Here is a 25,214-nt window from a genome sequence, read left to right as displayed (position 1 = left end):
GCGAACGACGCTTATGCCACGTGCCGCTCGGCTCCGCCTTCGGGCGCGCGCCACTTCGCGAGCAACGACGCCCACTTCGCCCGCACGCCCTTCAGGTTGTTGTCCTTCACGTGACCGTAGCCGCGAATACCGTCCGGCAGATTCGCAAGCTCGACGGCCAGCGCGCGCTTCTCGGCCGCTTTCTCGGCCGTCAATCCGCCGATCAGTTCGCGCACCAGCACCTCGTACTCGACGATCAACGCGCGTTCGGTGCGACGCTCTTCCGTCTTGCCGAACACATCGAGCGCCGTGCCGCGCAGGAACTTCATCTTCGCGAGCACGTGCATGGCGTTGAGCATCCACGGACCGTACTGCTTCTTCACCAGATGGCCATGCGAATCCGTCGTCGCCGTCGCGGGCGGCGCGAGGTGGAACTTGAGCTTCCAGTCGCCTTCGAAATTCGCCTTGAGCTTCTCGATGAACGCCGGGTCCGAGTAGAGACGCGCGACTTCGTACTCGTCCTTGTACGCCATCAGCTTGTGCAGATTCTTCGCGACGGCTTCCGTCAGCGGCATCTGGCCATCGGCGGAATCGAGCTTCGTTTCGGCGGCGCGCACTTCGTCGACCAGCTTGCGATAGCGACGTGCGTACGCGTCGTTCTGATACGCGGCCAGATACTGCGCGCGCTTGTCGATCAGCGTGTCGAGCGCCTTCGGCGTGTGCAGCGAAACGATCTTGCTGCTCGCGGCATTCGCCGTGTTGCCGTCGTCGATCCGATCCTGGATTTGCGCGAGCTTGCGAACGGCTGCGAGATCGTGCGCCGCGCGGCGGCCCCATTCGAACGCCGCGCGATTCTTTTCGACCTGCACCGCGTTCAGTTCGATCGCGCGAATCAGCGACTCGTGCGTGAGCGGCAGCCAGCCTTTCTGCCAGGCGTAGCCGAGCACGAACGGGTTCGTGTAGATCGCGTCGCCGAGCAGCGCGACGGCGAAGTGATTCGCGTCGACGGACGAGACGCTGTCGTCGCCCGCTGCCGCGCGCACGTCGGCGTCAGCACTCGCGCCGGGGAAGCGCCAGTTCGGGTTCTTGATGAACTCGGCCGTCGGCGTCGGCGCGCTGTTCAGCACGACGTGCGTGCGGCCAGCCTGCATGCGGGACACGCATTCGTCGCTGGCTGTCACGATCGAGTCGCAGCCGATCACGAGATTCGCTTCGCCCATCGCGATACGCGTCGCGTGGATGTCGGCGGGCTGGTTCGCGATCTGCACGTGGCTCATCACGGCGCCGCCCTTTTGCGCGAGACCCGTCACGTCGAGCACGGTCACGCCCTTGCTTTCGAGGTGCGCGGCCATACCGAGCAACGCGCCGATCGTCACGACGCCCGTACCGCCGACGCCCGTCACCAGCACGCCGTACGGCCGCGCGATCGCCGGAATGTCGGGATCGGGGACGGGTGGCATCGCGTCACTCGCGACACCCGACGCCTTCGGCTTGCGCAACTGACCGCCTTCGACCGTCACGAAGCTCGGGCAGAAGCCCTTCAGACACGAGTAGTCCTTGTTGCAGGTCGACTGGTTGATCTGCCGCTTCGTGCCGTACTCGGTTTCGAGCGGCTCGACGGACAGACAGTTCGACTGCACCGAGCAGTCGCCGCAGCCTTCGCAGACCGCCTCGTTGATCACGACGCGCTTCGCCGGGTCGGGATACGCACCGCGTTTGCGGCGGCGGCGTTTTTCGGTCGCGCAGGTCTGGTCGTAGATCAGGATCGTCGTGCCTTCGATCTCGCGCAGTTCGCGCTGCACGTCGTCGAGCTTGTCGCGATGATGAATGTCGATGCCCGGCGCGAGGCCGACGTTCGCGTCGTACTTCTCGGGCTCGTCGGTGACGATCACGATTTTCTTCGCGCCTTCGGCGGCAAGCTGATGCGTGATCTGCGGCACGGTCAGCGTGCCGTCGACGGGCTGGCCGCCCGTCATTGCGACGGCGTCGTTATAGAGAATCTTGTACGTAATGTTCGCTTTCGACGCGATCGCCGCGCGAATCGCGAGCAGGCCCGAATGGAAGTACGTACCGTCGCCGAGGTTGGCGAACACGTGCTTGTCGTTCGTGAACGGCGCCTGGCCGACCCACGCGACGCCTTCGCCGCCCATCTGGCTGAACGTGCTCGTGCTGCGGTCCATCCACACGGTCATGTAGTGGCAGCCGATGCCCGCCATCGCGCGCGAGCCTTCGGGCACGTTCGTCGACGTGTTGTGCGGACAGCCGGAGCAGAACCATGGCTTGCGCTCGATCGCGACCTTCGGACGCGCCAGCGCTTTTTCCTTCGCTTCGATCACAGCGATGCGCGCGGCGATGCGGGCGCGCACGTCGGACGGCAGATCGAACTTGTCGAGACGCGTCGCGATTGCCTTCGCGATCAGCGCCGGCGACAGTTCGTAGTGAGCGGGCAGCAGCCAGTTGCCCATCGGCACCGACCATTCGCCGCCTGCGCCATCCTTTTCGTCGAACTTGCCGAAAACGCGCGGGCGCTGCGCATCGGGCCAGTTGTACAGCTCTTCCTTGATCGCGTATTCGAGAATCTGGCGCTTCTCTTCCACCACCAGAATTTCCTGCAGCCCGCGAGCGAATGCCTGCGCGCCTTGCGCTTCGAGCGGCCACACGCAGCCGACCTTATAGAGACGAATGCCGATACGCGAGCAGGTTTCGTCGTCGAGTCCGAGATCGGTCAGCGCCTGACGCACGTCGAGATACGCCTTGCCGCCCGTCATGATGCCGAAGCGCGCGTGCGGCGAGTCGATCTCGATGCGGTCGAGCTTGTTCGCGCGCACGTAGGCGAGACCCGCGTACCACTTGTAGTCGAGAAGACGCGCTTCCTGAACGAGCGGCGGATCGGGCCAGCGAATGTTGAGGCCGCCTTCGGGCATGTCGAAGTCGCCGGGCAGAATGATCTGCGTGCGGTGCGGATCGATATCGACGGAAGCCGACGATTCGACCACGTCGGTCACGCACTTCATCGCTACCCACAAGCCGGAGTAGCGGCTCATCGCCCAGCCGTGCAGGCCGAAGTCGAGATATTCCTGCACGTTCGACGGAAACAGCACGGGCAGGCCGCAAGCCTTGAACAGGTGTTCGGACTGGTGCGCGAGCGTCGACGATTTCGCTGCGTGGTCGTCGCCGGCGAGCACGAGGACGCCGCCGTGACGCGACGAGCCGGCCGAGTTGCCGTGCTTGAACACGTCGCCCGAGCGGTCGACGCCGGGGCCTTTGCCGTACCACATCGAAAACACGCCGTCGTATTTGGCGCTGGGGTAGAGGTTGACCTGCTGCGAGCCCCAAACGGCTGTCGCGGCGAGGTCTTCGTTGACGCCTGGCTGGAACACGACCTGGTGCGCGGCGAGATGCTGCTTCGCCTTCCACAGCGACAGGTCGAGACCGCCGAGCGGCGATCCGCGATAGCCCGAGATGAATCCGGCCGTATTGAGCCCGGCGGCCCGGTCGCGTTCCTGTTGCAGCATCGGCAGGCGGACCAGCGCCTGGATGCCGCTCATGTACGCGCGGCCGCGTTCGAGCGTGTATTTGTCGTCGAGCGTGACGGAATTCAACGCGGCTTCGAGCGAGGCTCGCTGGCCGGCGTCTAGCGGGGCATTCATTATGTGTACTCCTCCACCCAGTTTGGGATCACCAAAATCTGCTTGGCCTCGGCATCTTGTGAATGCTTCGGCCGGGGTCGCCATGTTGACGGCTTTTTTGGGATGGTAGCACTGGTAAAAACCCGCCGCCTATCGTCGAAAACACCACAATGCGGGTTGGATCACGAATGAAAATGTCAGCCCGATGACCACGCGTGAACTTTTTCGTGTGTCGCTGTTACGAGGTGTAAAAGCATGAAACAGGCGGAACCGCTCTTGAAATGACGGTCTAAACTCCCCACTTGCACGAATCGCAACGTTCCGCATGCTGCGGAGCTTCGCTGTGCTGAGTCGAAAAAGGAGTACGCATGAACACGAAACACATCCAGACCTTTCTGATGGTCTCGGCAGCATTTTTCGCGATGAGCGCACCGATGCGCCCGAACAGCGCCAACGCGCTCGCGAATGCTGTCACCCGCACGACGCAGGTTGCCGCGACGACGGTCGCCGTGAACCAGCGGCGCTCGTCCGAAGACGAATCGGAGCAGCGTGGCTGACCCGCTCGGGGCGGATCGTCCGCAGTGGGCGACTGACGATAACCGCCCGTCTGAATACAAAAGGCGAGGATCGAATCGATCCTCGCCTTTTTCTTTGCCGGGTCTAAACGTCTGAGCGCGTGTTAGGCCTTGTCTTGCACGACACCGCGGCGAATCTGATCCAGTTCGATCGATTCAAAGAGCGCCTTGAAGTTGCCTTCGCCGAAACCCTGATTGCCCTTGCGCTGGATGATCTCGAAGAAGATCGGTCCGATCTGGTTCTCGGTGAAGATCTGCAGCAACAGGTCGTCGTGTGCGCCGTCGATCAGAATCTTCCGCTTGCGCAGTTCTTCGAGCGGCTCGCCGTGATTCGGCACGCGGCGGTCGACGAGTTCGTAGTAGGTGTCGATCGTGTCGAGCAGCGTGATCTTCGAACTGCGCAGGCCGTCGACCGTTTTGTAGATGTCGCTCGAACCGAGCGCGATGTGCTGGATGCCCTCGCCGCGATACGCGTCGAGATATTCCTGGATTTGTCCCGCCGTTTCCGAGCCTTCCTCGTTGATCGGAATGCGGATCTTGCCGCACGGCGACGTCATCGCCTTCGACTTCACGCCCGTCACCTTGCCTTCGATATCGAAGTAACGCACTTCGCGGAAATTGAACAGGCGCTCGTAGAACTCGGCCCATTCCTGCATGCGGCCGCGATGGACGTTGTGCGTCAGGTGATCGATATAGGTGAGGCCGTGGCCGGCCGGATTCGGATTCGCGCCGGGAATCGGCTCGAAATCGACGTCGTAGATGCTGATGTCGCCGATGCTGTTCGGCGTCGCGCCGTTCTTGCCGCGCCAGCGGTCGACGAAATAGATCAGCGAATCGCCGATGCCCTTGATCGCGGGAATGTTCAGCTCCATCGGGCCCGTCTTGTTGTCGAAGCCCCACGCGCCGAGGTCGAGCGCGCGCTTGTACGCTTTCGCGGCGTCCTGCACGCGGAACGCGATCGCGCAGATCGACGGACCATGCAGACGCGCAAAACGCTGAGCGAACGAATCGGGCTCCGCGTTGACGATGAAGTTGATGTCGCCCTGACGGTACAGCGTCACGTCCTTGTGACGATGCTTCGCGATCGCCGTGAAGCCCATCTGCTCGAACAGCTTGCCGAGCGCGACGGGATCCGGCGCGGTGTATTCGATGAATTCGAAGCCGTCGGTGCCGACGGGGTTCTCCCAAGTTGAAACCTTCATGTCTGTCTCCTGAATGGCGGGGTCCGCTTCGCGTTGCGCGATCCGATGAAGAACAGTGTAGTTGCCGGTTCGCGAAGAAAACTTGCGAAATTAAGCGCTCGCTACTAGGCTTCGGCTATTTTCTGGCGTCTTAAAAGCTCGGAATGGCAGAACATGGCTCAAATTGAGATAGATGCAATCGACCGACGCATTCTCGCGATCCTTCAGGAGAATGGCCGGCTGTCGAATCAGGAGATCGCCGAACGTGTGAATCTGTCGCCGAGCCCATGTCTGCGGCGCATTCGGAGGCTGGAGGAAATCGGCGTGATCCGCGGATACGTCGCGCTGCTGGATTCGCAGATGCTCGGCCTCGATCTGCTCGCGTACGTGAACGTGCGGCTCGAAAAGCGCGGCGGCCCGGTGCTCAGCGCGCGCGCTGACGGCACGACGGGTCGCGCGGGCGCGACGCATTCGGAACTGTTTCGTGTGGCCGTGCAGGGCTGGCCGGAAGTGGTCGCGTGTTACGCGATGACGGGCGAGATGGACTATCTGCTGCGCGTGCAGGTGCGCGACATGGCGCATTTCTCGCGCTTCGTGCAGGACCAGTTGCTGCGGCATCCGTCGGTGATCGACGTGAAGTCGAGCTTTTCGCTGGAGAAGTTCAAGGAGACGACGGCACTGCCGCTGTGAGCGGCGAGCTGCCGTTCGCGCAAAGAAAAAGGGCGGCTCGTTGAAGAGCCGCCCTTTTTAGTTTTCTATCGAAACCGCTGAGGTTACGCAGCGATCGCGGTCGGAATGAACGATTCGATCAGCTTCGACGTGCTGCGCGCCTGGCGCTTGAGCACATAGTCGAACACGGCGGCCTGCTCCTGCAGCATTTCCGAGATGATGCTGTTCTGATCCGCGGGCGTGAGCGTCAGATAGGCATCCGCTTCGCCGTATGCGTATTCGATCTTCATGCCGGCCTTCTTGGCGATGTGCATCATCGTCGAGTTGCGCGACAGGCAGTGGATGTACAGCGTTGTCACGTGCGTGTTGCGGCTGCGGATGGCTGCGCGTTCGAACAGCTTCGTGCCGATGCCCTGGCCGCGCACGCTTTCCGACACCGACACGCCGAATTCAGCCGTGCGCGTGTCGCCTTCTGCGGGCAGATAAGCCAGATGGCCGACGCCGACCAGTTGCAGCTGACGATCGAACACGCCAAACACGGTGTCGCGGTTGAAATCCAGCGTGCGAACGTAGTTTTCGATGACGTGATCCGGCGTGACCTGGCCGAAACGCAGCAGACGATCGTCTTCGCCAAGTTCGATGAAGTGGGCGAGCAGAAGTGCGCGGTCTTTCTCGCCGAGTTCCCGGACCAGAACAGGCGCGCGACCGGCGACATTCAACAAGCGATCGACAGCGATCGGCTCGGCGGCGCGGATGGTTAGCTCAGTCATGGTGGGTTCTCCTATAGCAAAGCGGCATGATGCGCCGCAAAAAGCATTCTAATGGAAAACCCGAAGTCTCACTAGGGAAAACCCTGTGATGAATCGAATGCGCAGTCTAAAAATATGCGCGCAGGTTTTTATCTATTTGATTTTAAACGATTATTTATAGAATGATCGTGCGATACCGTTGCGTCGCCTTGTCGCAACGGCGGCACGATAGTTGCTGCGGAACAGCATGGTTTTCGGACGAAAAGCGGTCAGCTAGCGTTAGCGCGGCCCGCCGACGCCGCAGCGAGCAGCCCGTGATCCACCATGCCGATCACCTGCTCCGCGAACTCCCGGTAGCCCATCTTGCCGCCCGGCTTCAGCCAGGTGAACGTCCAGTTGATCATGCCGAAAACCATCATCGTGAGGGCGGTCTGGTTTTCGCGTGATACGCGTTCGGGGTACGCGCGTGCCAACTGGCGAGCGAACGCGGCAACCACGTCACGTTGCCGGTTCAGAACGATCTCGCGCTGCGACTCGACCAGATATTTGACGTCGTTAAGCAGCGCGACGTGCCGGCTGTGCGATGTCTCGTATTCAGACAGGAACGCGCGGATCAATTCGGCGAACGTCTCGCGCTCGGTGAGTCCGCGCCGCTGGCTCGCGCCTTCCACCTCGGCGATGATCAGCATCAGCCGCTTCGTGTAGCGGTCGAGCAGGTCGAACAGAATCGCTTCCTTGCTCTCGTAATAGTGATAGAGGCGCGCTTTCGATGTGCCGCTCGCCGCGGCCAGATCGGCCATCGACGTGCTCGGATAGCTCGTCAGAGCGAATTTCGCGGCGGCCAGTTCGAGGATCTGGTCGCGTTGGCTCTCGTGATCGGGGGCTCGTGTACGGGCCATGATTGTTCTAGTTTGTCTCAAGCAGGGGAAAGGGTTGCACGCGTGACGTTCATCTCCAGCGAACGCCACATCTCCGTCTCTCCGCGCAATTGCAGCTCGCCCGCGGCGGCGAGTTCACGGAGTCGCCACAGCAGCATGCTGTCGCTGACCAGCAGGCCGTTGTCCGCCGCCATCACCTGGGCAGCAACGCGCGCGGCGGACTGCCAGCCTTCGGCGGCATACTCGAAGATCAGCGCGTCCAGTTCGGCGAAGTGTCCGCTCGTGAACATGTTGTCGCGCCAGCGACGCAGTTCGGCGTCGGCGAGTTTCACTTCCTGCCATTCGAGCGCGAGCCGGCCGATACGCAGCACCGAAATCGGCGCGGCACTCGGCAGACGCTTCAGCAGCAGATCGGGCGCGAACATGCCGACGGACGTCGCCTGATCGGGACGGCGTAGCGGCGCGCTGGCATCGCCCGTCAGATCGTCGATCGACAGGCGCACTTCGTTGAGCCGTTGCGGCATTTCGCGCAGGTGAAAACATGCGCGGCGCAGCGTCAGCTGATCGGCGGCGCTTTGACCGTGCCACACGACAACGTGCGTCGACGCCTCGACCACGGCTGTGATGTCGGCCGCCTGCGTTTCGAATTCGCCGACGAAATCGCGCGCGTCGTCGCCGCTGACGCGTTGCCAGAAATCGGCGCGCGTCTGCGGCGTATCGTCGATGCCTTGCAGCGGACCGACGGCCAGATCGTCGCGCAGGGCCAGCACGGCGTCGGTCCGGCCGGCCTGGTCGAGCGCCTTGCGCAGCGAGTCGGCGGCAACGTCGCCGTTGGTGATATGGATCGTGCTCATTGTCATTGACGCGTTCGGACGCCCATCGAGCGCAATCGAAGCGCGGTTCGATCAGAAAACGGAAAAGGCCGCGCGCCGCAGGAAGACTTTCCTATGACGAGCGGCCCCTAGTGTAAGCGGATCGCGTGTGTGCCGAAAGCGACGACGCGCACATACGGCGCATGGCGTGCGGCGCATGCCGCTCACGCCGCGCGCAGTATCAACGTTCGTCGTAACTAACGACGATCTTGTCGCTGATGGGGTGACACTGGCAGGTCAGCACGAAGCCGTCCTTGATCTCGTGCTCTTCCAGCGTGTAGTTCTTCTCCATCTTCACTTCGCCTTCCAGCACCTTCGCGCGGCACGTGCAGCAGACGCCGCCCTTGCACGCATACGGCAGCGCGAGACCCGCACGCAGGCCGACGTCGAGCACGCTCAAACCCTGATACGGCAAACGCAGCTTGCGCTTCTTGCCGTCGAGCACGATTTCGAGGTCGGCCGTCGGCGTGTCGTCGGTGATTTCGGCGGCGGGCACGCCTGCTTGCGGCAGCGGCGTGCCGAATCGCTCGACGTGCACCTTTTCCTGCGGCACGCCCGCGTCCTTCAGCGCGGCTTCGGCGGCATCCATCATCGGGCCCGGACCGCAGATGAACGCTTCGTCGATGGCGTCGGCGGGCATCAGCGTTTCGAGGAACGACGCGCATTTCGCCTGATCGAGCACGCCGTTGAACAGCTCGACGTCCTGGATGTCGTCGGACAGCACGTGATACAGCACGAAGCGGTTCATAAACCGGTTCTTCAGATCTTCGAGCTCTTCGGCGAACATGATCTGATCGACGCTGCGGTTGCCGTAGATCAGCGTGAACGTGCTGCGCGGCTCGATTTCGAGCGTCGTCTTGACGATCGCCAGCACGGGCGTGATGCCCGAGCCGCCCGAAAACGCGACGTACTGCTTGCCGAGGTCGGCGTTCAGGTGCGTGAAGAAACGGCCGTCCGGCGTCATCACGTCGATCGTGTGGCCGGGTTGCAGCGTATCGAACGCGAAGGTCGAGAAGCGGCCGCCGCGCACGCGCTTGATGCCGATGCGCAGTTCGCCGTCGCGGTCGTAATCGGTGACGCCAACGCAGATCGAATACGAGCGGCGCGTTTCCTCACCGTCGATATGCGTCTTCAACGTGACGAACTGGCCCTGCGTGAAGCGAAACTGCTCGCGCAGTTCGACGGGGACTTCGAAGGCGACGGAAACCGCATCGGCGGTTTCGGGCCGCACTTCCCGGATGCGCAGCGGATGAAATTGCGGGGTGGCCATATCAGTACGGTTTGAAGTAGTCGAAGGGTTCGCGGCAGTCGACGCAGCGGTACAGCGCCTTGCAGGCCGTCGAGCCGAATTGCGCGAGGCGTTCGGTGTGTTTCGAGCCGCAGCGCGGGCAGGCGGGCGCGGGCAGCGAGCGCGGAACGAAGCGGATCACTTTCTGTTTCGTTCCGGCGTTCGGGTCGGGCTCTGCGCTGCCGCAGTTGCCCGTCGGCGGCGCGATGCCGTACGCGCGCAGCTTTTCGCGGGCGTCGTCGGTGATCCAGTCGGTGGTCCAGGCGGGCGCGAGCACGGTTTCGACGCGGTACGGCGTGAAACCGGCGGCGTCCAGCGCGATGCCGATGTCTTCCGCGATCTGCGACATCGCCGGGCAACCCGAGTACGTCGGCGTGATGACGACTTCGAGCGCGCCGTCGGCAGCGCGGCGCACGTCGCGCAGAATGCCCAGTTCGCGGATCGACACGACGGGGATTTCAGGATCGGGCACGGCCTCGAGCACGGCCCACGCCTGTTCGAGCACGCGGTCGTGGGCTTCGGCTGTTTGAGCGATCGAAGTCATCGTTGAACTCACCTGTTGGATCGACGGATTACCAGGTCGCGCCCGGGTGCTGCCGCGCGAGGCTCTGCATTTCGGCGAGCAGGAAGCCCATGTGCTCCGAATGCTCGCCGTGCTTGCCCGTCGTGATGTGCTTGACGGGCTCGGGCAGCGTCAGCGTCGCTTCGTCCAGCGCGGCGCGCACGTCTTCGAGCCACGCGGCTTCGAGTTCCGACGTCTTCGGGCCGATTCCGGCTTCGGCGATCGCGTCTTCCGTCGCGTCGTTACTGAAGAATTCGCGCGTGTACGGCATCAGGTAATCGAGCGCGGCCTGCGCGCGACGATGCGACTCGTCCGTGCCGTCGCCGAAGCGCACGAGCCATTCACCCGCGTGATGCACGTGATACTGCGTTTCCTTGATCGACTTCGCCGCGATGGCAGCCAACTGCGCATCCGACGAGCCCGTCAGCGCCGACCACATATGCAGCATCAGCGACGAATACAGGAAGTTGCGCACGATCGTGACGGCGTAATCCTTGTCCGCGTGCGCCGTGCCTGCGAGCGGCCCGACATGCGGCAGCTCGGCCAGCGTGTAGTTCGCGAACTCGCGCTCGGCGCGGAAGAACGCGTAGTCGTCTTCCGTGCGGCTCGTGCCAGTCAGCGTCTTTTCCAGTTCGGCCGCGTGCGTGTACAGCAGACGCGCCTGGCCGATCAGGTCGAGGCTCATGTTCGACAGCGCGATGTCTTCTTCGAGAATCGGGCCGTGGCCGCACCATTCCGCGTTGCGCTGTCCGAGGATCAGCGCTGTGTCGGCGAGGCGGAGCACGTAGGCGAGGTGTTGGGGCGTGATATCCATATCAATGACGCGGCGCGCTTACATGTGGTTGACTTCGTCGGGCAACTGATAGAACGTCGGATGGCGGTAGATCTTGTCGCCAGCCGGTTCGAACAGTTCCGCTTTGTCGTCAGGCGCCGATGCCGTGATCGCCGACGACGGCACCACCCAGATGCTCACACCTTCCTGGCGGCGCGTGTAGACATCGCGCGCCATGCGCAGCGCCATCGACGCGTCTGCTGCGTGCAGACTGCCGCAATGCTTGTGATCGAGTCCCTGCTTGCTGCGCACGAAGACTTCCCAGATCGGCCATTCCTTGTTCATCTCAACGTCTCCTGTCTGCGCCGCTCAGGCGGCGTGTTGCTGCGCGCGCTGGCGCTGTTTTTCGGCATGGGCGAGGGCGGCTTCGCGGACCCAGGCGCCGTCGTCGTGCGCTTTCACGCGGGTCGCGAGTCGTTCCTTGTTGCACGGGCCGTCACCGTTGACGACGCGCCAGAATTCGTCCCAGTCGAGGTCGCTGTAGTCGTAGTGACCGCGTGCTTCGTTCCACTTCAGGTTCACGTCGGGCAGCGTGACGCCGAGCACCTTCGCCTGCTCGACGGTGGCGTCGACGAATTTCTGACGCAGATCGTCGTTCGTGATGCGCTTGATGCCCCACTTCGCCGACTGGTTGCTGTGGACGGAATCCTTGTCGCTCGGGCCGAACATCATCAGAACCGGGTACCACCAGCGGTTCACCGCCTGCTGCACGAGTTCGCGTTGCGCGTCGGTGCCTTTCATCATCGCGAGCAAGGCGTCGAAGCCCTGACGCTGATGGAACGACTCTTCCTTGCAGATGCGGATCATCGCGCGCGCGTACGGACCGTATGTGCAGCGGCACAGCGGAATCTGGTTCATGATCGCCGCGCCGTCGACCAGCCAGCCGATCACGCCGACATCCGCCCAGGTCGGCGTCGGGTAATTGAAGATGCTCGAGTACTTCGCCTTTCCCGAATGCAGCGCGTCGATCATCTCGTCGCGCGACACGCCGAGCGTTTCGGCCGCGCTATACAGATAGAGACCGTGACCGCCTTCGTCCTGCACCTTCGCCAGCAGAATCGCCTTGCGCTTCAGGCTAGGCGCGCGCGAAATCCAGTTGCCTTCCGGCAGCATGCCGACGATCTCCGAGTGCGCGTGCTGAGAAATCTGGCGAACCAGCGTCTTGCGGTACGCGTCGGGCATCCAGTCTTGCGGCTCGATCTTGCCGTCGGCGTCCATCACTTCATCGAAACGGGCCTGCTCGGTCGAGCCGGTGGCCGCATCGAGCGGGGCGACGTTGCCGGGAATGTCGAGGGATTGCGTGTACATGTCGAACGCTCTCGTCATGAGTGGTGTGTGTTCGGCAGTATAAACCAACCGGCCGGTCGGTTAATAAATTTTTCGAGATAGGTTGGTAGGGGTTTGCACTATGCAATCGTGCACAATGAGCGGCTTGTGTCCCGGCACACCTCCTTCATCTTTTTCATCGATCAGTCGCAATGACCACTCGTTCTCTGGCCGCCTTACGTGGCGCGGTCTTGTCTTCCGTTCTGCTGGTTTCCGCCCCCGTTTTTGCTGCGGACGCGCAATCGCCTTGGGTGACCGCTTGGGCAACGGCGCTTCAGCCGATTCCCCAGATGTCGAACCCGCCGCCGCTGTACCGCGCGCCTGATGTCGCGGGGCGCACGGTTCGGCAGATCGTATATCCGACGTTGTCGGGCGAAGTCGCGCGCATCCATATTAGTAACGCGTACGGGAAGGCGCCGCTCGTGATCGAGGATTTGCGGATCGCGCGTGCTGGCTCTGGGGCGGGCGTTGAGGGCGGAACGGCGGCGCGCGTGACGTTCGGTGGGAAGGCAGGCGTTAGCGTGCCGCCGGGTGGGGAGATCGACAGCGATCCGGTGAGCACCGGGATTTCAGCTGGTGCACCGTACGCCATCAGCAGTTATATGGGGCGCGAGCAGAAGCTGGTTGCGTGGCATCGCGTGTCGAGTCAGGTCAACTATGTGTCGACTCCCGGCAATCACGCCGACGACGCTTCTGCAGATGCCTATCGCCAACGGTTCACGCAATTCGCATGGGTGACGGGACTGCAGGTCGAGGCGCCGTCGTCATCGACGATCGCCGCGATCGGCGATTCGATCACCGACGGCATGCGCTCGAGCCTGAATCAGAATCGTCGCTGGCCGGATGCGTTGGCGCGTCGGGTTTCGCAGAGCGGCGACAAATCGGCGGGAGTTGTGAATCTGGGGATCAGCGGCAACCGGCTGTTGAGCGACTCGCCATGTTATGGAGATGCACTCGCGACGCGCTTCGGGCGGGACGTGCTGGCGCAACCCGGCGTGAAAACGGTGATCCTGCTGATCGGCATCAACGACATCAACTTCGCCGCGATGCCGCCGCACGGCGGGCTGGATTGCGATTCCCCGCACACGCAGGTGACGGCGGATGGATTGATCGCCGGGTACAAGCGGGTGATCGCGGCCGCGCACACCCGAGGACTGCGGATTTTCGGCGCTACGCTGACGCCGGCTGCGCTTCCGCCGCAGCGCGAGGCGATTCGCGCGGAGGTGAATCAATGGATCCGGACGAGTCATGCGTTCGATGGCGCCGTGGATTTTGACGCAGCGTTGCGCGATCCCGCCGAGCCCACCCGGCTGCGGCGCAATTTCGACAGTGGAGATCAGATTCATCCCAGCGACGCCGGTTACGCGGCGATGGCGGATGCGATTCCTCTGCAGGCGGTTGTTGGTACGGGCAAGAAGTGACCCCGAAAAAACTTGCGTCACGCTCTTGTCATGAAGCGCGGGATGGCCTAAGATTCGCGTCCTCGTTCGGGAGCACGGTGTGGTGTGCGACAGAGCGGGGCCGCGACAGAAACGGCGCGGTGGTCGGGTCAGCAAGGTTTTTCAGGCGATGCTAAAAAAACCGGTTGACGAGACGAAAAAGGTTCTTCATAATCTCGTTTCTCTGCTGCTGACGCAGCAACGCGGTGAAAGCAAGGCGCTTCCTGCGAATGTTCTTTAAAAACTAACAGCCGATAAGTGTGGGTGCTCGATGGCGGCGCACGGTGATCTTCGGGTTGCCGGATAGCGAAAGTAATCGAGTCTCACACGGAAGAAATTGAGGAAGGTTTGATGGAGTCGAAAGACTTGATCGAATCATCTGTCAGTGATTTTGAGTGAGCGACCGGGTTCGAAAGAGCCCGAAAAACAGTAACAGGTTTGAACTGAAGAGTTTGATCCTGGCTCAGATTGAACGCTGGCGGCATGCCTTACACATGCAAGTCGGACGGCAGCGCGGGGGCAACCCTGGCGGCGAGTGGCGAACGGGTGAGTAATACATCGGAACGTGTCCTGGAGTGGGGGATAGCCCGGCGAAAGCCGGATTAATACCGCATACGCTCGGGAGAGGAAAGCGGGGGATCTTCGGACCTCGCGCTCAAGGGGCGGCCGATGGCAGATTAGCTAGTTGGTGGGGTAAAGGCCTACCAAGGCGACGATCTGTAGCTGGTCTGAGAGGACGACCAGCCACACTGGGACTGAGACACGGCCCAGACTCCTACGGGAGGCAGCAGTGGGGAATTTTGGACAATGGGGGCAACCCTGATCCAGCAATGCCGCGTGTGTGAAGAAGGCCTTCGGGTTGTAAAGCACTTTTGTCCGGAAAGAAAACTTCGTCCCTAATACGGGTGGAGGATGACGGTACCGGAAGAATAAGCACCGGCTAACTACGTGCCAGCAGCCGCGGTAATACGTAGGGTGCGAGCGTTAATCGGAATTACTGGGCGTAAAGCGTGCGCAGGCGGTTCGCTAAGACCGATGTGAAATCCCCGGGCTTAACCTGGGAACTGCATTGGTGACTGGCGGGCTAGAGTATGGCAGAGGGGGGTAGAATTCCACGTGTAGCAGTGAAATGCGTAGAGATGTGGAGGAATACCGATGGCGAAGGCAGCCCCCTGGGCCAATACTGACGCTCATGCACGAAAGCGTGGGGAGCAAACAGGATTAGATACCCTGGTAGTCCACGCCCTAAACGATGTCAACTAGTTGTCGGGTCTTCATTGACTTGGTAACGTAGCTAACGCGTGAAGTTGACCGCCTGGGGAGTACGGTCGCAAGATTAAAACTCAAAGGAATTGACGGGGACCCGCACAAGCGGTGGATGATGTGGATTAATTCGATGCAACGCGAAAAACCTTACCTACCCTTGACATGTACGGAATCCTGCTGAGAGGTGGGAGTGCCCGAAAGGGAGCCGTAACACAGGTGCTGCATGGCTGTCGTCAGCTCGTGTCGTGAGATGTTGGGTTAAGTCCCGCAACGAGCGCAACCCTTGTCCCTAGTTGCTACGCAAGAGCACTCTAGGGAGACTGCCGGTGACAAACCGGAGGAAGGTGGGGATGACGTCAAGTCCTCATGGCCCTTATGGGTAGGGCTTCACACGTCATACAATGGTCGGAACAGAGGGTTGCCAAGCCGCGAGGTGGAGCCAATCCCAGAAAACCGATCGTAGTCCGGATCGCAGTCTGCAACTCGACTGCGTGAAGCTGGAATCGCTAGTAATCGCGGATCAGCATGCCGCGGTGAATACGTTCCCGGGTCTTGTACACACCGCCCGTCACACCATGGGAGTGGGTTTTACCAGAAGTGGCTAGTCTAACCGCAAGGAGGACGGTCACCACGGTAGGATTCATGACTGGGGTGAAGTCGTAACAAGGTAGCCGTATCGGAAGGTGCGGCTGGATCACCTCCTTTCCAGAGCTAGCGTTTCAAAGTTGAGCGCTCACACTTGTCGGCTGTTGTTTGAAGACAGGCTCAGGGGTCTGTAGCTCAGTCGGTTAGAGCACCGTCTTGATAAGGCGGGGGTCGATGGTTCGAATCCATCCAGACCCACCAACGCCTTGTCTGGTGCGGTTGATGATAACCGGCTGGAATACCTCTGTGCGCTGTATGACTGGGGGATTAGCTCAGCTGGGAGAGCACCTGCTTTGCAAGCAGGGGGTCGTCGGTTCGATCCCGTCATCCTCCACCAATTCCCAATGCACAGTGTTCTGCTGAAGCAGAAGACTTCGCATTGGCAATTGAGCCAGTCAGAGCGGTATCTGGCAGTAGCGGATATCGGCTGTCGTTCTTTAACAATCAGGAAGAAGTAGTAAAGAGATTCACGAAAGTGTACTTAGAGATGGGTGCATGAGTAGGTGAATCAGGGTTGTGATTGTATCGAAAGTATTTTTGAGTTCATCGAAAGACGAACCTGGAATACGGCACAACGCGAAAACTCAACCTGTAGCGGATGATCTTGCAGTGAGCAATCATTGGGAGACACACCCGTTATAGGGTCAAGCGAACAAGTGCATGTGGTGGATGCCTTGGCGATCACAGGCGATGAAGGACGCGGTAGCCTGCGAAAAGCGGAGGGGAGCTGGCAAACGAGCTTTGATCCTCCGATATCCGAATGGGGAAACCCGGCCCGAATGGGTCACCCGCAGCTGAATACATAGGCTGTGTGGAGCGAACGCGGTGAACTGAAACATCTAAGTAACCGCAGGAAAAGAAATCAACCGAGATTCCCAAAGTAGTGGCGAGCGAAATGGGACCAGCCTGTACTCTTTATCTTCGTTGTTAGCCAAACGCTCTGGAAAGTGCGGCCATAGTGGGTGATAGCCCCGTAGGCGAAAACAGCGAGGAAGAACTAGGTGTACGACAAGTAGGGCGGGACACGTGAAATCCTGTCTGAAGATGGGGGGACCATCCTCCAAGGCTAAATACTCGTGATCGACCGATAGTGAACCAGTACCGTGAGGGAAAGGCGAAAAGAACCCCGGGAGGGGAGTGAAACAGATCCTGAAACCGCATGCATACAAACAGTCGGAGCCTCGCAAGGGGTGACGGCGTACCTTTTGTATAATGGGTCAGCGACTTACATTCAGTGGCGAGCTTAACCGATTAGGGCAGGCGTAGCGAAAGCGAGTCCGAACAGGGCGATTCAGTCGCTGGGTGTAGACCCGAAACCAGGTGATCTATCCATGGCCAGGATGAAGGTGCGGTAACACGTACTGGAGGTCCGAACCCACTAACGTTGAAAAGTTAGGGGATGAGCTGTGGATAGGGGTGAAAGGCTAAACAAACCTGGAAATAGCTGGTTCTCTCCGAAAACTATTTAGGTAGTGCCTCGTGTATCACCTTCGGGGGTAGAGCACTGTCATGGTTGATGGGTCCATTGCGGATTACGTCGCCATAGCAAACTCCGAATACCGAAGAGTGCAATCACGGGAGACAGACATCGGGTGCTAACGTCCGGTGTCAAGAGGGAAACAACCCAGACCGCCAGCTAAGGTCCCCAAATATGACTAAGTGGGAAACGAAGTGGGAAGGCTAAAACAGTCAGGAGGTTGGCTTAGAAGCAGCCACCCTTTAAAGAAAGCGTAATAGCTCACTGATCGAGTCGTCCTGCGCGGAAGATGTAACGGGGCTAAGTCATATACCGAAGCTGCGGATGCACATTTATGTGCATGGTAGGAGAGCGTTCCGTAAGCCTGCGAAGGTGCGTTGAAAAGCGTGCTGGAGGTATCGGAAGTGCGAATGCTGACATGAGTAGCGATAAAGGGGGTGAAAGGCCCCCTCGCCGTAAGCCCAAGGTTTCCTACGCAACGTTCATCGGCGTAGGGTGAGTCGGCCCCTAAGGCGAGGCAGAAATGCGTAGCTGATGGGAAGCAGGTCAATATTCCTGCACCAGTGTGAAATGCGATGGGGGGACGGATCGCGGAAGGTTGTCCGGGTGTTGGAAGTCCCGGTCGCTGCGTTGGAGAAGGTGCTCTGGCAAATCCGGGCACGGGATTCAAGGGCGTGGCGCGAGCTCCTTCGGGAGCGAAGCAATCGGAAGGGGTTCCAGGAAAAGCCTCTAAGCTTCAGTTTCACATTGACCGTACCGCAAACCGACACAGGTGGGCGAGATGAGTATTCTAAGGCGCTTGAGAGAACTCGGGAGAAGGAACTCGGCAAATTGGTACCGTAACTTCGGGATAAGGTACGCCCCTGTAGCTTGACGCCCCTGCGGGCGAAGGGTGAAGGGGTTGCAATAAACTGGTGGCTGCGACTGTTTAATAAAAACACAGCACTCTGCAAACACGAAAGTGGACGTATAGGGTGTGACGCCTGCCCGGTGCCGGAAGATTAAATGATGGGGTGCAAGCTCTTGATTGAAGTCCCGGTAAACGGCGGCCGTAACTATAACGGTCCTAAGGTAGCGAAATTCCTTGTCGGGTAAGTTCCGACCTGCACGAATGGCGTAACGATGGCCACACTGTCTCCTCCCGAGACTCAGCGAAGTTGAAGTGTTTGTGATGATGCAATCTCCCCGCGGCTAGACGGAAAGACCCCATGAACCTTTACTGTAGCTTTGCATTGGACTTTGAACCGATCTGTGTAGGATAGGTGGGAGGCTATGAAGCGTGGACGCCAGTCTGCGTGGAGCCGTCCTTGAAATACCACCCTGGTTTGTTTGAGGTTCTAACCTTGGCCCGTGATCCGGGTCGGGGACAGTGCATGGTGGGCAGTTTGACTGGGGCGGTCTCCTCCCAAAGTGTAACGGAGGAGTACGAAGGTACGCTAGGTACGGTCGGAAATCGTGCTGATAGTGCAATGGCATAAGCGTGCTTAACTGCGAGACCGACAAGTCGAGCAGGTGCGAAAGCAGGTCATAGTGATCCGGTGGTTCTGTATGGAAGGGCCATCGCTCAACGGATAAAAGGTACTCTGGGGATAACAGGCTGATACCGCCCAAGAGTTCATATCGACGGCGGTGTTTGGCACCTCGATGTCGGCTCATCTCATCCTGGGGCTGTAGCCGGTCCCAAGGGTATGGCTGTTCGCCATTTAAAGAGGTACGTGAGCTGGGTTTAAAACGTCGTGAGACAGTTTGGTCCCTATCTGCCGTGGGCGCTGGATATTTGAAGGGGGCTGCTCCTAGTACGAGAGGACCGGAGTGGACGAACCTCTGGTGTACCGGTTGTCACGCCAGTGGCATCGCCGGGTAGCTATGTTCGGAAGAGATAACCGCTGAAAGCATCTAAGCGGGAAACTCGCCTTAAGATGAGATATCCCCGGGGCTTCGAGCCCCTTGAAGGGTCGTTCAAGACCAGGACGTTGATAGGTCAGGTGTGGAAGCGCAGTAATGCGTTAAGCTAACTGATACTAATTGCCCGTAAGGCTTGATCCTATAACAGGTGTGTTTCGTTTCGGGTTAGCGCTTTAGCGCTTAGCCGGAACAACCCCCGAAGGGGGCACGGAATGCAGGATGTTTGAGAGATCGTTGTTGTGCCAGACTAAACAACACATCCCACACTCTTTACGCTTCTTCCAGATTGGCTGTGGCGCCAGGTTGACTTCAACCCGCGCGACGCAGCAACCCGTCATGCCTGATGACCATAGCGAGTCGGTACCACCCCTTCCCATCCCGAACAGGACCGTGAAACGACTCCACGCCGATGATAGTGCGGATTGCCCGTGTGAAAGTAGGTAATCGTCAGGCTCCTTACCCAGACAAGACCCCGCCCTCAAAAGCGGGGTCTTGCCGTTTGTAACCTCACTATAAGTGAGAGCCTATGGGTTTCGAGCGGTCAAGAAATACTTGACAAGTCATAATCGCTCCCCCATAATCATCAGTTCTCTGCGGAGGGGTGCCCGAGTGGCTAAAGGGGGCAGACTGTAAATCTGTTGGCTTACGCCTACGTTGGTTCGAATCCAACCTCCTCCACCAGATTTCAAAAGCTGTAAAGCAGTTGTCGGGAATCGATAGATCCTTGCGGGTGTAGCTCAATGGTAGAGCAGAAGCCTTCCAAGCTTACGACGAGGGTTCGATTCCCTTCACCCGCTCCAGCAAGCAAAGTAGATGTAGCGCCCATGTGGCTCAGTGGTAGAGCACTCCCTTGGTAAGGGAGAGGTCGGCAGTTCGATCCTGCCCATGGGCACCAGCTAGTACCAAAGTGATTGTTTGCGCCCGGCGCAACGTACGGAAAAATCCTCTTAGGAGTCGAAAATGGCCAAAGGTAAGTTTGAGCGGACCAAGCCGCACGTGAACGTCGGCACGATCGGTCACGTTGACCACGGCAAGACCACGCTGACGGCAGCGATCACGACGGTGCTGACCGCGAAGTTCGGCGGCGAGGCAAAGGCTTACGACCAGATCGACGCGGCGCCGGAAGAAAAGGCACGTGGTATCACGATCAACACGGCACACGTCGAGTACGAAACGGCTAACCGCCACTACGCACACGTCGACTGCCCGGGCCACGCTGACTATGTGAAGAACATGATCACGGGCGCAGCGCAGATGGACGGCGCAATCCTGGTGTGCTCGGCCGCTGACGGCCCGATGCCGCAAACGCGTGAGCACATCCTGCTGGCACGTCAGGTCGGCGTTCCGTACATCATCGTGTTCCTGAACAAGTGCGACATGGTCGACGACGCCGAGCTGCTCGAGCTGGTCGAAATGGAAGTGCGCGAACTCCTGTCGAAGTACGACTTCCCGGGCGACGACACGCCGATCATCAAGGGTTCGGCGAAGCTGGCGCTCGAAGGCGACAAGGGCGAGCTGGGCGAAGTGGCGATCATGAATCTGGCCGACGCGCTGGACACGTACATCCCGACGCCGGAGCGCGCAGTTGACGGCGCTTTCCTGATGCCGGTGGAAGACGTGTTCTCGATCTCGGGTCGTGGCACGGTGGTGACGGGCCGCGTTGAGCGCGGCATCGTCAAGGTCGGCGAGGAAATCGAAATCGTCGGTATCAAGCCGACGGTGAAGACGACCTGCACGGGCGTGGAAATGTTCCGCAAGCTGCTCGACCAGGGTCAGGCAGGCGACAACGTCGGTATCCTGCTGCGCGGCACGAAGCGTGAAGACGTGGAGCGTGGCCAGGTTCTGGCGAAGCCGGGTTCGATCACGCCGCACACGCACTTCACGGCTGAAGTGTACGTGCTGAGCAAGGACGAAGGCGGCCGTCACACGCCGTTCTTCAACAACTACCGTCCGCAGTTCTACTTCCGTACGACGGACGTGACGGGCTCGATCGAGCTGCCGAAGGACAAGGAAATGGTGATGCCGGGCGACAACGTGTCGATCACGGTGAAGCTGATCGCTCCGATCGCCATGGAAGAAGGTCTGCGCTTCGCAATCCGCGAAGGTGGCCGTACCGTCGGCGCAGGTGTCGTTGCCAAGATCATCGAGTAAGTTTTTGCCAGTCTCGTTGATCGAGTAAGCGGTTTCAGGGTTGGCGATGCCGCCAACCCAAAATGGTTTAGGGGTATAGCTCAACTGGCAGAGCGTCGGTCTCCAAAACCGAAGGTTGGGGGTTCGATTCCCTCTGCCCCTGCCAATTCTCGCGTCACTTGTGACGCTCGTTAAGGTGTTATGGCGAATCCTTCCGTCGAAACTGTTAATACTTCCAGCGACAAGCTGATGCTCGTTGCCGGCGTATTGTTGGTCTTGGCCGGGTTCGTGGGGTTCTTCTGGCTGAATGGCCAAGAGTGGTACGTCCGCGGAGCAGCTCTCGCTGTCGGATTGATCGCAGGCGTCGCAGTCGGTCTTCTCTCAGCGCCCGGCAAGGGTTTTATCGCGTTCGCCAAAGACTCGTACAAAGAAGTTCGCAAGGTTGTCTGGCCGACCCGCAAGGAAGCAAGCCAAACGACTCTGGTGGTTTTCGGCTTTGTGCTGATCATGGCGGTGTTCCTCTGGATTTGCGACAAATCCATCGAGTGGGCGATTTTCTCGGCGATTCTGGGTTGGAAATGATATGAGTGATATTCCGGCATCCCCGAGCGGAAAACGTTGGTATGTGGTGCACGCCTACTCCGGCATGGAGAAGAGCGTGCAACGTGCGCTTCAAGAGCGCATCGAACGTGCTGGCATGCAAGACAAATTTGGTCAGATCCTCGTGCCGACCGAAGAAGTCGTCGAGGTGAAAGGCGGACACAAGTCCGTGACCGAGCGTCGTTTCTTTCCGGGTTATGTGCTCGTCGAAATGGAAATGACGGACGAAACATGGCACTTGGTGAAAAACACGGCCAAGGTAACCGGTTTCGTGGGTGGTGCGCGCAACCGTCCAAGCCCGATTTCCCCGCGGGAAGTCGAGAAAATCATGTCGCAGATGCAGGAAGGCGTCGAGAAGCCGCGCCCGAAGACCCTGTTCGAAGTCGGCGAGATGGTGCGTGTAAAGGACGGCCCGTTCACAGACTTCAACGGCAGCGTCGAAGAAGTGAACTACGAAAAGTCGCGTGTCCGTGTTTCTGTCACGATTTTCGGTCGCGCGACACCGGTCGAATTGGAATTCGGCCAGGTCGAGAAGCTGTAATTCAGTTTTTGCGGATCGCGCCACACGGCGCGATCCGTCTTTCGCGCTTACGGTCCGCGTAATGGCCGTTGAGGAGCGTCGATAGTCGAAGGTTGATGAAGGCGCGCTACTACTCACCGAACGCAACTGCGTTCCAAAGAGGTTTTCAACATGGCAAAGAAAATCATCGGCTTTATCAAGCTGCAGATTCCTGCAGGTAAAGCCAATCCGTCGCCGCCGGTTGGTCCGGCACTGGGCCAGCGCGGCCTGAACATCATGGAGTTCTGCAAGGCGTTCAACGCGCAGACTCAAGCATTGGAACCAGGTCTGCCGATTCCGGTTGTCATCACCGCGTTCGCTGACAAGAGCTTCACGTTCGTTCTGAAGACGCCGCCGGCAACGGTGCTGATCAAGAAGGCTGCGAAGCTCGACAAGGGTTCGAGCAAGCCGCACACCGACAAGGTCGGTAAGATCACGCGCGCTCAAGCTGAAGAAATCGCGAAGACCAAGATGCCTGACCTCACGGCAGCTGATCTGGACGCAGCGGTCCGTACGATCGCTGGTAGCGCCCGCTCGATGGGCATCACCGTGGAGGGCGTGTAAATGGCCAAGCTTTCGAAGCGTCTGCAAGCATTTGCAGCCAAGGTTGATCGTCAAAAGCTGTATGCGATCGAGGAAGCCCTGTCGCTCGTGAAGGAATGCGCAAGCGCGAAGTTCGACGAGTCGATCGACGTCGCAGTGCAACTCGGCATCGATGCAAAGAAGTCGGATCAAGTCGTTCGCGGCTCGGTCGTTCTGCCGGCAGGTACGGGTAAGTCGGTTCGCGTTGCTGTGTTCGCGCAAGGTGAAAAGGCTGAGCAAGCTCGTGCAGCGGGTGCAGAAATCGTCGGTATGGAAGACCTGGCTGAGCAAGTCAAGGCCGGCAACCTGAATTTCGACGTCGTGATCGCTTCGCCGGACACGATGCGCGTCGTTGGTACGCTTGGTCAGATTCTCGGCCCGCGTGGCCTGATGCCGAACCCGAAGGTCGGCACGGTTACGCCGGACGTCGCGACGGCAGTGAAGAACGCGAAGGCTGGTCAGGTTCAGTTCCGCGTCGACAAGGCCGGTATCATCCACGCAACGATCGGTCGCGCTTCGTTCGAACCGACGGCTCTGCGTTCGAACCTGAATGCGCTGGTCGAAGCCCTGCAAAAGGCGAAGCCGGCGACGAGCAAGGGCGTGTACCTGCGCAAGATCGCACTGTCGAGCACGATGGGTGTTGGCGTGCGTGTCGATCAGGCAACGCTCGCAGCACAGTAAAAGTTTTAACCGCCTTGGTCGAAAGGCCGGGGCGGATTTAAGGGCTTTGGGCGGTCGCAAGATTTGCAGTCTGAATCGAGCGGCCGGTTGTCAAAGACCGTTGGTGGGAACGCAGCATTCGGGTGTTTCCTTAATTCAAGCCAACGCAGATGGCGAACCCGAAAAGGTTTTGAAGTGATGAAGCCGTTTGATTCCCGCAGCCATGCGGACCTCGAATGGTTGAAATACTCCTGACTGGTCGGACGCCGTTGTTGAACGCGACGCATCAAGCATATGCCCAGTGCGTCGAATCTGGAGGTTAACCGTGCCACTGAACAAAGAAGGTAAGCAGGCCGTAGTGGCTGAGGTTTCCGCGCAAGTCGCGAAAGCCCAGACCATGGTTCTGGCCGAGTATCGTGGAATCGCGGTTGGCGATCTGACCAAGCTGCGCGCGAAAGCGCGCGAGCAACAGGTGTATCTGCGCGTGTTGAAGAACACGTTGGCGCGTCGCGCTGTTGAAGGTACCCCGTTTGCTCCGCTGGCTGAGCAGATGACCGGTCCTCTGATCTACGGCATCTCGGAAGATGCAATTGCTGCTGCTAAGGTCGTCAACGACTTCAGCAAGGGCAATGACAAGTTGGTCATCAAGGCTGGTTCCTACGAAGGCAAGGTGATGGACAAGGCAGGCGTGCAAGCGCTGGCCAACATCCCGAGCCGCGAAGAGCTGCTCTCCAAGCTGTTGTTCGTTATGCAAGCGCCTGTTTCTGGCTTTGCGCGCGCTATGGCCGCGCTGGCAGAAAAGAAGCAGGGCGAAGCTGCGTAAGCAGTGCATCGACGTACTTCAGTCGGGCGTAATTGATCGCTGGCTGTATCCGAATTCAATTTAGGAGTATTTCAAATGGCAATCGCAAAAGAAGACATCCTCGAAGCCGTAGGCGCGATGTCGGTTCTGGAACTGAACGAGCTGGTTAAGGCGTTCGAAGAAAAGTTTGGCGTGTCGGCTGCTGCTGTTGCAGTTGCTGGCCCCGCAGGTGCAGGCGGCGGCGCTGCTGCAGCTGAAGAGCAAACCGAGTTCACGGTTATCCTGACCGAAACGGGCGCGAACAAGGTTTCCGTGATTAAGGCAGTTCGTGAACTGACGGGTCTCGGCCTGAAGGAAGCGAAGGACCTGGTCGACGGTGCACCGAAGCCCGTTAAGGAAGCGGTGCCGAAGGCTGCTGCTGAAGAAGCCAAGAAGAAGCTGGAAGAAGCCGGCGCGAAGGCTGAAATCAAGTAATTTTCAGCGCGCTGTGCGAAGGCTGGCGGTTTCACACCGCCGGCCTTTTTGTGCTTTGTGGGAACGACGTTTTCGCTTGCTTGCATCGGCAAAAACGTCCTCCCAGAAGCCAAAGAAAATCGCCGTTCGGCAAGT

20 protein-coding genes, 6 tRNA genes and 3 rRNA genes are annotated in these 25,214 nt (G+C 59.7%); 19 read left to right on the top strand and 10 right to left on the bottom strand.

Annotated features, from left to right (window positions below):
• Positions 1 to 11 precede the first annotated feature (11 nt).
• Complete coding sequence (locus QEN71_RS28450; RefSeq protein WP_201648980.1) at positions 12 to 3,629, bottom strand: indolepyruvate ferredoxin oxidoreductase family protein; 3,618 nt, start codon at positions 3,627 to 3,629, stop codon at positions 12 to 14.
• A 347-nt stretch (positions 3,630 to 3,976) separates the two neighbouring features.
• Here QEN71_RS28450 and QEN71_RS28445 point away from each other — a divergent pair, with 347 nt between their 5' ends.
• On the top strand, positions 3,977 to 4,165 hold the full coding sequence (locus QEN71_RS28445; RefSeq protein ID WP_028367453.1) for a hypothetical protein: 189 nt from the start codon (positions 3,977 to 3,979) through the stop codon (positions 4,163 to 4,165).
• A gap of 122 nt (positions 4,166 to 4,287) precedes the next feature.
• On the opposite strand, the gene hppD is transcribed toward QEN71_RS28445, so the two are convergent.
• A complete protein-coding gene (gene hppD, locus QEN71_RS28440) occupies positions 4,288 to 5,385 on the bottom strand; it encodes a 4-hydroxyphenylpyruvate dioxygenase (RefSeq protein WP_201648981.1) in 1,098 nt (365 codons plus the stop codon).
• 153 nt (positions 5,386 to 5,538) lie between these two features.
• Between hppD and QEN71_RS28435 the strand changes: the two genes are divergently transcribed.
• Positions 5,539 to 6,054, top strand: coding sequence for an Lrp/AsnC family transcriptional regulator (locus QEN71_RS28435; RefSeq protein WP_201648982.1), 516 nt, complete (start codon positions 5,539 to 5,541; stop codon positions 6,052 to 6,054).
• Between the two features lie 83 nt (positions 6,055 to 6,137).
• Here QEN71_RS28435 and QEN71_RS28430 read toward each other — a convergent pair whose 3' ends face one another.
• The 8 genes from QEN71_RS28430 to paaA form a co-directional block, all read right to left on the bottom strand.
• The gene (locus QEN71_RS28430; protein WP_201648983.1) at positions 6,138 to 6,803 is read right to left on the bottom strand and encodes a GNAT family N-acetyltransferase; all 666 of its coding nucleotides are present in this window, start codon (positions 6,801 to 6,803) and stop codon (positions 6,138 to 6,140) included.
• Positions 6,804 to 7,051: 248 nt separating this feature from the next.
• Positions 7,052 to 7,681: a TetR/AcrR family transcriptional regulator gene (locus tag QEN71_RS28425; protein WP_201648984.1), complete on the bottom strand. Its 630-nt coding sequence runs from the start codon at positions 7,679 to 7,681 to the stop codon at positions 7,052 to 7,054.
• A gap of 17 nt (positions 7,682 to 7,698) precedes the next feature.
• Entirely contained in the window at positions 7,699 to 8,514 is an 816-nt protein-coding gene (locus QEN71_RS28420; RefSeq protein WP_201648985.1) for a DUF1835 domain-containing protein, read from the bottom strand.
• A gap of 199 nt (positions 8,515 to 8,713) precedes the next feature.
• The gene (paaE, locus tag QEN71_RS28415) at positions 8,714 to 9,802 is read right to left on the bottom strand and encodes a 1,2-phenylacetyl-CoA epoxidase subunit PaaE (protein ID WP_201648986.1); all 1,089 of its coding nucleotides are present in this window, start codon (positions 9,800 to 9,802) and stop codon (positions 8,714 to 8,716) included.
• Position 9,803: 1 nt separating this feature from the next.
• Complete coding sequence (gene paaD, locus QEN71_RS28410) at positions 9,804 to 10,364, bottom strand: 1,2-phenylacetyl-CoA epoxidase subunit PaaD (RefSeq protein WP_201648987.1); 561 nt, start codon at positions 10,362 to 10,364, stop codon at positions 9,804 to 9,806.
• A 28-nt stretch (positions 10,365 to 10,392) separates the two neighbouring features.
• On the bottom strand, positions 10,393 to 11,196 hold the full coding sequence (gene paaC / locus QEN71_RS28405) for a 1,2-phenylacetyl-CoA epoxidase subunit PaaC (protein ID WP_201648988.1): 804 nt from the start codon (positions 11,194 to 11,196) through the stop codon (positions 10,393 to 10,395).
• An 18-nt stretch (positions 11,197 to 11,214) separates the two neighbouring features.
• Positions 11,215 to 11,499: a 1,2-phenylacetyl-CoA epoxidase subunit PaaB gene (gene paaB / locus QEN71_RS28400; RefSeq protein WP_201648989.1), complete on the bottom strand. Its 285-nt coding sequence runs from the start codon at positions 11,497 to 11,499 to the stop codon at positions 11,215 to 11,217.
• A 24-nt stretch (positions 11,500 to 11,523) separates the two neighbouring features.
• Entirely contained in the window at positions 11,524 to 12,522 is a 999-nt protein-coding gene (paaA, locus tag QEN71_RS28395) for a 1,2-phenylacetyl-CoA epoxidase subunit PaaA (protein WP_201648990.1), read from the bottom strand.
• Between the two features lie 170 nt (positions 12,523 to 12,692).
• Between paaA and QEN71_RS28390 the strand changes: the two genes are divergently transcribed.
• The 17 genes from QEN71_RS28390 to rplL all read left to right on the top strand — a co-directional run bounded on the left by QEN71_RS28390 (position 12,693) and on the right by rplL (position 25,079).
• A complete protein-coding gene (locus QEN71_RS28390) occupies positions 12,693 to 13,961 on the top strand; it encodes an SGNH/GDSL hydrolase family protein (protein ID WP_201648991.1) in 1,269 nt (422 codons plus the stop codon).
• Positions 13,962 to 14,419: 458 nt separating this feature from the next.
• A 16S ribosomal RNA gene (locus QEN71_RS28385) occupies positions 14,420 to 15,950 on the top strand.
• A 64-nt stretch (positions 15,951 to 16,014) separates the two neighbouring features.
• Positions 16,015 to 16,091 (top strand) — tRNA-Ile (locus QEN71_RS28380).
• A 60-nt stretch (positions 16,092 to 16,151) separates the two neighbouring features.
• Positions 16,152 to 16,227 (top strand) — tRNA-Ala (locus QEN71_RS28375).
• Between the two features lie 305 nt (positions 16,228 to 16,532).
• Positions 16,533 to 19,413, top strand: a 23S ribosomal RNA gene (locus tag QEN71_RS28370).
• Between the two features lie 198 nt (positions 19,414 to 19,611).
• Positions 19,612 to 19,725 (top strand): 5S ribosomal RNA (gene rrf / locus QEN71_RS28365).
• The 16S, 23S and 5S rRNA genes sit together here with 5 tRNA genes alongside, the layout of an rRNA operon.
• 142 nt (positions 19,726 to 19,867) lie before the next feature.
• A tRNA-Tyr gene (locus QEN71_RS28360) sits at positions 19,868 to 19,953 on the top strand.
• A gap of 45 nt (positions 19,954 to 19,998) precedes the next feature.
• Positions 19,999 to 20,072: transfer RNA gene (locus QEN71_RS28355), tRNA-Gly, on the top strand.
• Positions 20,073 to 20,092: 20 nt separating this feature from the next.
• Positions 20,093 to 20,167 (top strand) — tRNA-Thr (locus tag QEN71_RS28350).
• Between the two features lie 65 nt (positions 20,168 to 20,232).
• Positions 20,233 to 21,423 (top strand): elongation factor Tu, encoded by a 1,191-nt coding sequence (gene tuf / locus QEN71_RS28345; RefSeq protein WP_028371383.1) that lies wholly within the window; start codon positions 20,233 to 20,235, stop codon positions 21,421 to 21,423.
• A gap of 69 nt (positions 21,424 to 21,492) precedes the next feature.
• Positions 21,493 to 21,568 (top strand) — tRNA-Trp (locus QEN71_RS28340).
• 35 nt (positions 21,569 to 21,603) lie between these two features.
• Complete coding sequence (secE, locus tag QEN71_RS28335; RefSeq protein WP_012402206.1) at positions 21,604 to 21,984, top strand: preprotein translocase subunit SecE; 381 nt, start codon at positions 21,604 to 21,606, stop codon at positions 21,982 to 21,984.
• Position 21,985: 1 nt separating this feature from the next.
• Positions 21,986 to 22,543 carry a transcription termination/antitermination protein NusG gene (gene nusG / locus QEN71_RS28330; RefSeq protein ID WP_007578364.1) on the top strand — a complete coding sequence of 186 codons (558 nt, stop codon included), beginning with the start codon at positions 21,986 to 21,988 and terminating at the stop codon, positions 22,541 to 22,543.
• Positions 22,544 to 22,693: 150 nt separating this feature from the next.
• Positions 22,694 to 23,125, top strand: coding sequence for a 50S ribosomal protein L11 (rplK, locus tag QEN71_RS28325; RefSeq protein ID WP_035988788.1), 432 nt, complete (start codon positions 22,694 to 22,696; stop codon positions 23,123 to 23,125).
• Positions 23,126 to 23,824 carry a 50S ribosomal protein L1 gene (rplA, locus tag QEN71_RS28320; RefSeq protein ID WP_201655279.1) on the top strand — a complete coding sequence of 233 codons (699 nt, stop codon included), beginning with the start codon at positions 23,126 to 23,128 and terminating at the stop codon, positions 23,822 to 23,824.
• Between the two features lie 304 nt (positions 23,825 to 24,128).
• On the top strand, positions 24,129 to 24,626 hold the full coding sequence (gene rplJ / locus QEN71_RS28315; protein WP_201655282.1) for a 50S ribosomal protein L10: 498 nt from the start codon (positions 24,129 to 24,131) through the stop codon (positions 24,624 to 24,626).
• 75 nt (positions 24,627 to 24,701) lie between these two features.
• Positions 24,702 to 25,079, top strand: coding sequence for a 50S ribosomal protein L7/L12 (gene rplL / locus QEN71_RS28310; protein WP_035988792.1), 378 nt, complete (start codon positions 24,702 to 24,704; stop codon positions 25,077 to 25,079).
• The last annotated feature ends 135 nt before the right edge of the window (positions 25,080 to 25,214 follow it).

This window comes from Paraburkholderia sabiae, assembly GCF_030412785.1.
In the GTDB taxonomy this organism is placed as follows: domain Bacteria; phylum Pseudomonadota; class Gammaproteobacteria; order Burkholderiales; family Burkholderiaceae; genus Paraburkholderia; species Paraburkholderia sabiae.
This window is presented reverse-complemented; position numbering and strand designations above follow the sequence as displayed.

Excerpts from the sequence above, each read along its gene's own strand:
- secE (WP_012402206.1), top strand. The coding sequence starts at position 21,604 with ATGGCGAATCCTTCCGTCGAAACTGTTAATACTTCCAGCGACAAGCTG.
- QEN71_RS28390 (WP_201648991.1), top strand. The coding sequence starts at position 12,693 with ATGACCACTCGTTCTCTGGCCGCCTTACGTGGCGCGGTCTTGTCTTCC.
- rplK (WP_035988788.1), top strand. The coding sequence starts at position 22,694 with ATGGCAAAGAAAATCATCGGCTTTATCAAGCTGCAGATTCCTGCAGGT.
- paaE (WP_201648986.1), bottom strand. The coding sequence starts at position 9,802 with ATGGCCACCCCGCAATTTCATCCGCTGCGCATCCGGGAAGTGCGGCCC.
- QEN71_RS28435 (WP_201648982.1), top strand. The coding sequence starts at position 5,539 with ATGGCTCAAATTGAGATAGATGCAATCGACCGACGCATTCTCGCGATC.
- paaC (WP_201648988.1), bottom strand. The coding sequence starts at position 11,196 with ATGGATATCACGCCCCAACACCTCGCCTACGTGCTCCGCCTCGCCGAC.
- QEN71_RS28450 (WP_201648980.1), bottom strand. The coding sequence starts at position 3,629 with ATGAATGCCCCGCTAGACGCCGGCCAGCGAGCCTCGCTCGAAGCCGCG.
- paaA (WP_201648990.1), bottom strand. The coding sequence starts at position 12,522 with ATGTACACGCAATCCCTCGACATTCCCGGCAACGTCGCCCCGCTCGAT.
- QEN71_RS28430 (WP_201648983.1), bottom strand. The coding sequence starts at position 6,803 with ATGACTGAGCTAACCATCCGCGCCGCCGAGCCGATCGCTGTCGATCGC.
- rplL (WP_035988792.1), top strand. The coding sequence starts at position 24,702 with ATGGCAATCGCAAAAGAAGACATCCTCGAAGCCGTAGGCGCGATGTCG.
- QEN71_RS28420 (WP_201648985.1), bottom strand. The coding sequence starts at position 8,514 with ATGAGCACGATCCATATCACCAACGGCGACGTTGCCGCCGACTCGCTG.
- tuf (WP_028371383.1), top strand. The coding sequence starts at position 20,233 with ATGGCCAAAGGTAAGTTTGAGCGGACCAAGCCGCACGTGAACGTCGGC.
- paaB (WP_201648989.1), bottom strand. The coding sequence starts at position 11,499 with ATGAACAAGGAATGGCCGATCTGGGAAGTCTTCGTGCGCAGCAAGCAG.
- hppD (WP_201648981.1), bottom strand. The coding sequence starts at position 5,385 with ATGAAGGTTTCAACTTGGGAGAACCCCGTCGGCACCGACGGCTTCGAA.
- nusG (WP_007578364.1), top strand. The coding sequence starts at position 21,986 with ATGAGTGATATTCCGGCATCCCCGAGCGGAAAACGTTGGTATGTGGTG.
- rplA (WP_201655279.1), top strand. The coding sequence starts at position 23,126 with ATGGCCAAGCTTTCGAAGCGTCTGCAAGCATTTGCAGCCAAGGTTGAT.
- paaD (WP_201648987.1), bottom strand. The coding sequence starts at position 10,364 with ATGACTTCGATCGCTCAAACAGCCGAAGCCCACGACCGCGTGCTCGAA.
- QEN71_RS28425 (WP_201648984.1), bottom strand. The coding sequence starts at position 7,681 with ATGGCCCGTACACGAGCCCCCGATCACGAGAGCCAACGCGACCAGATC.
- QEN71_RS28445 (WP_028367453.1), top strand. The coding sequence starts at position 3,977 with ATGAACACGAAACACATCCAGACCTTTCTGATGGTCTCGGCAGCATTT.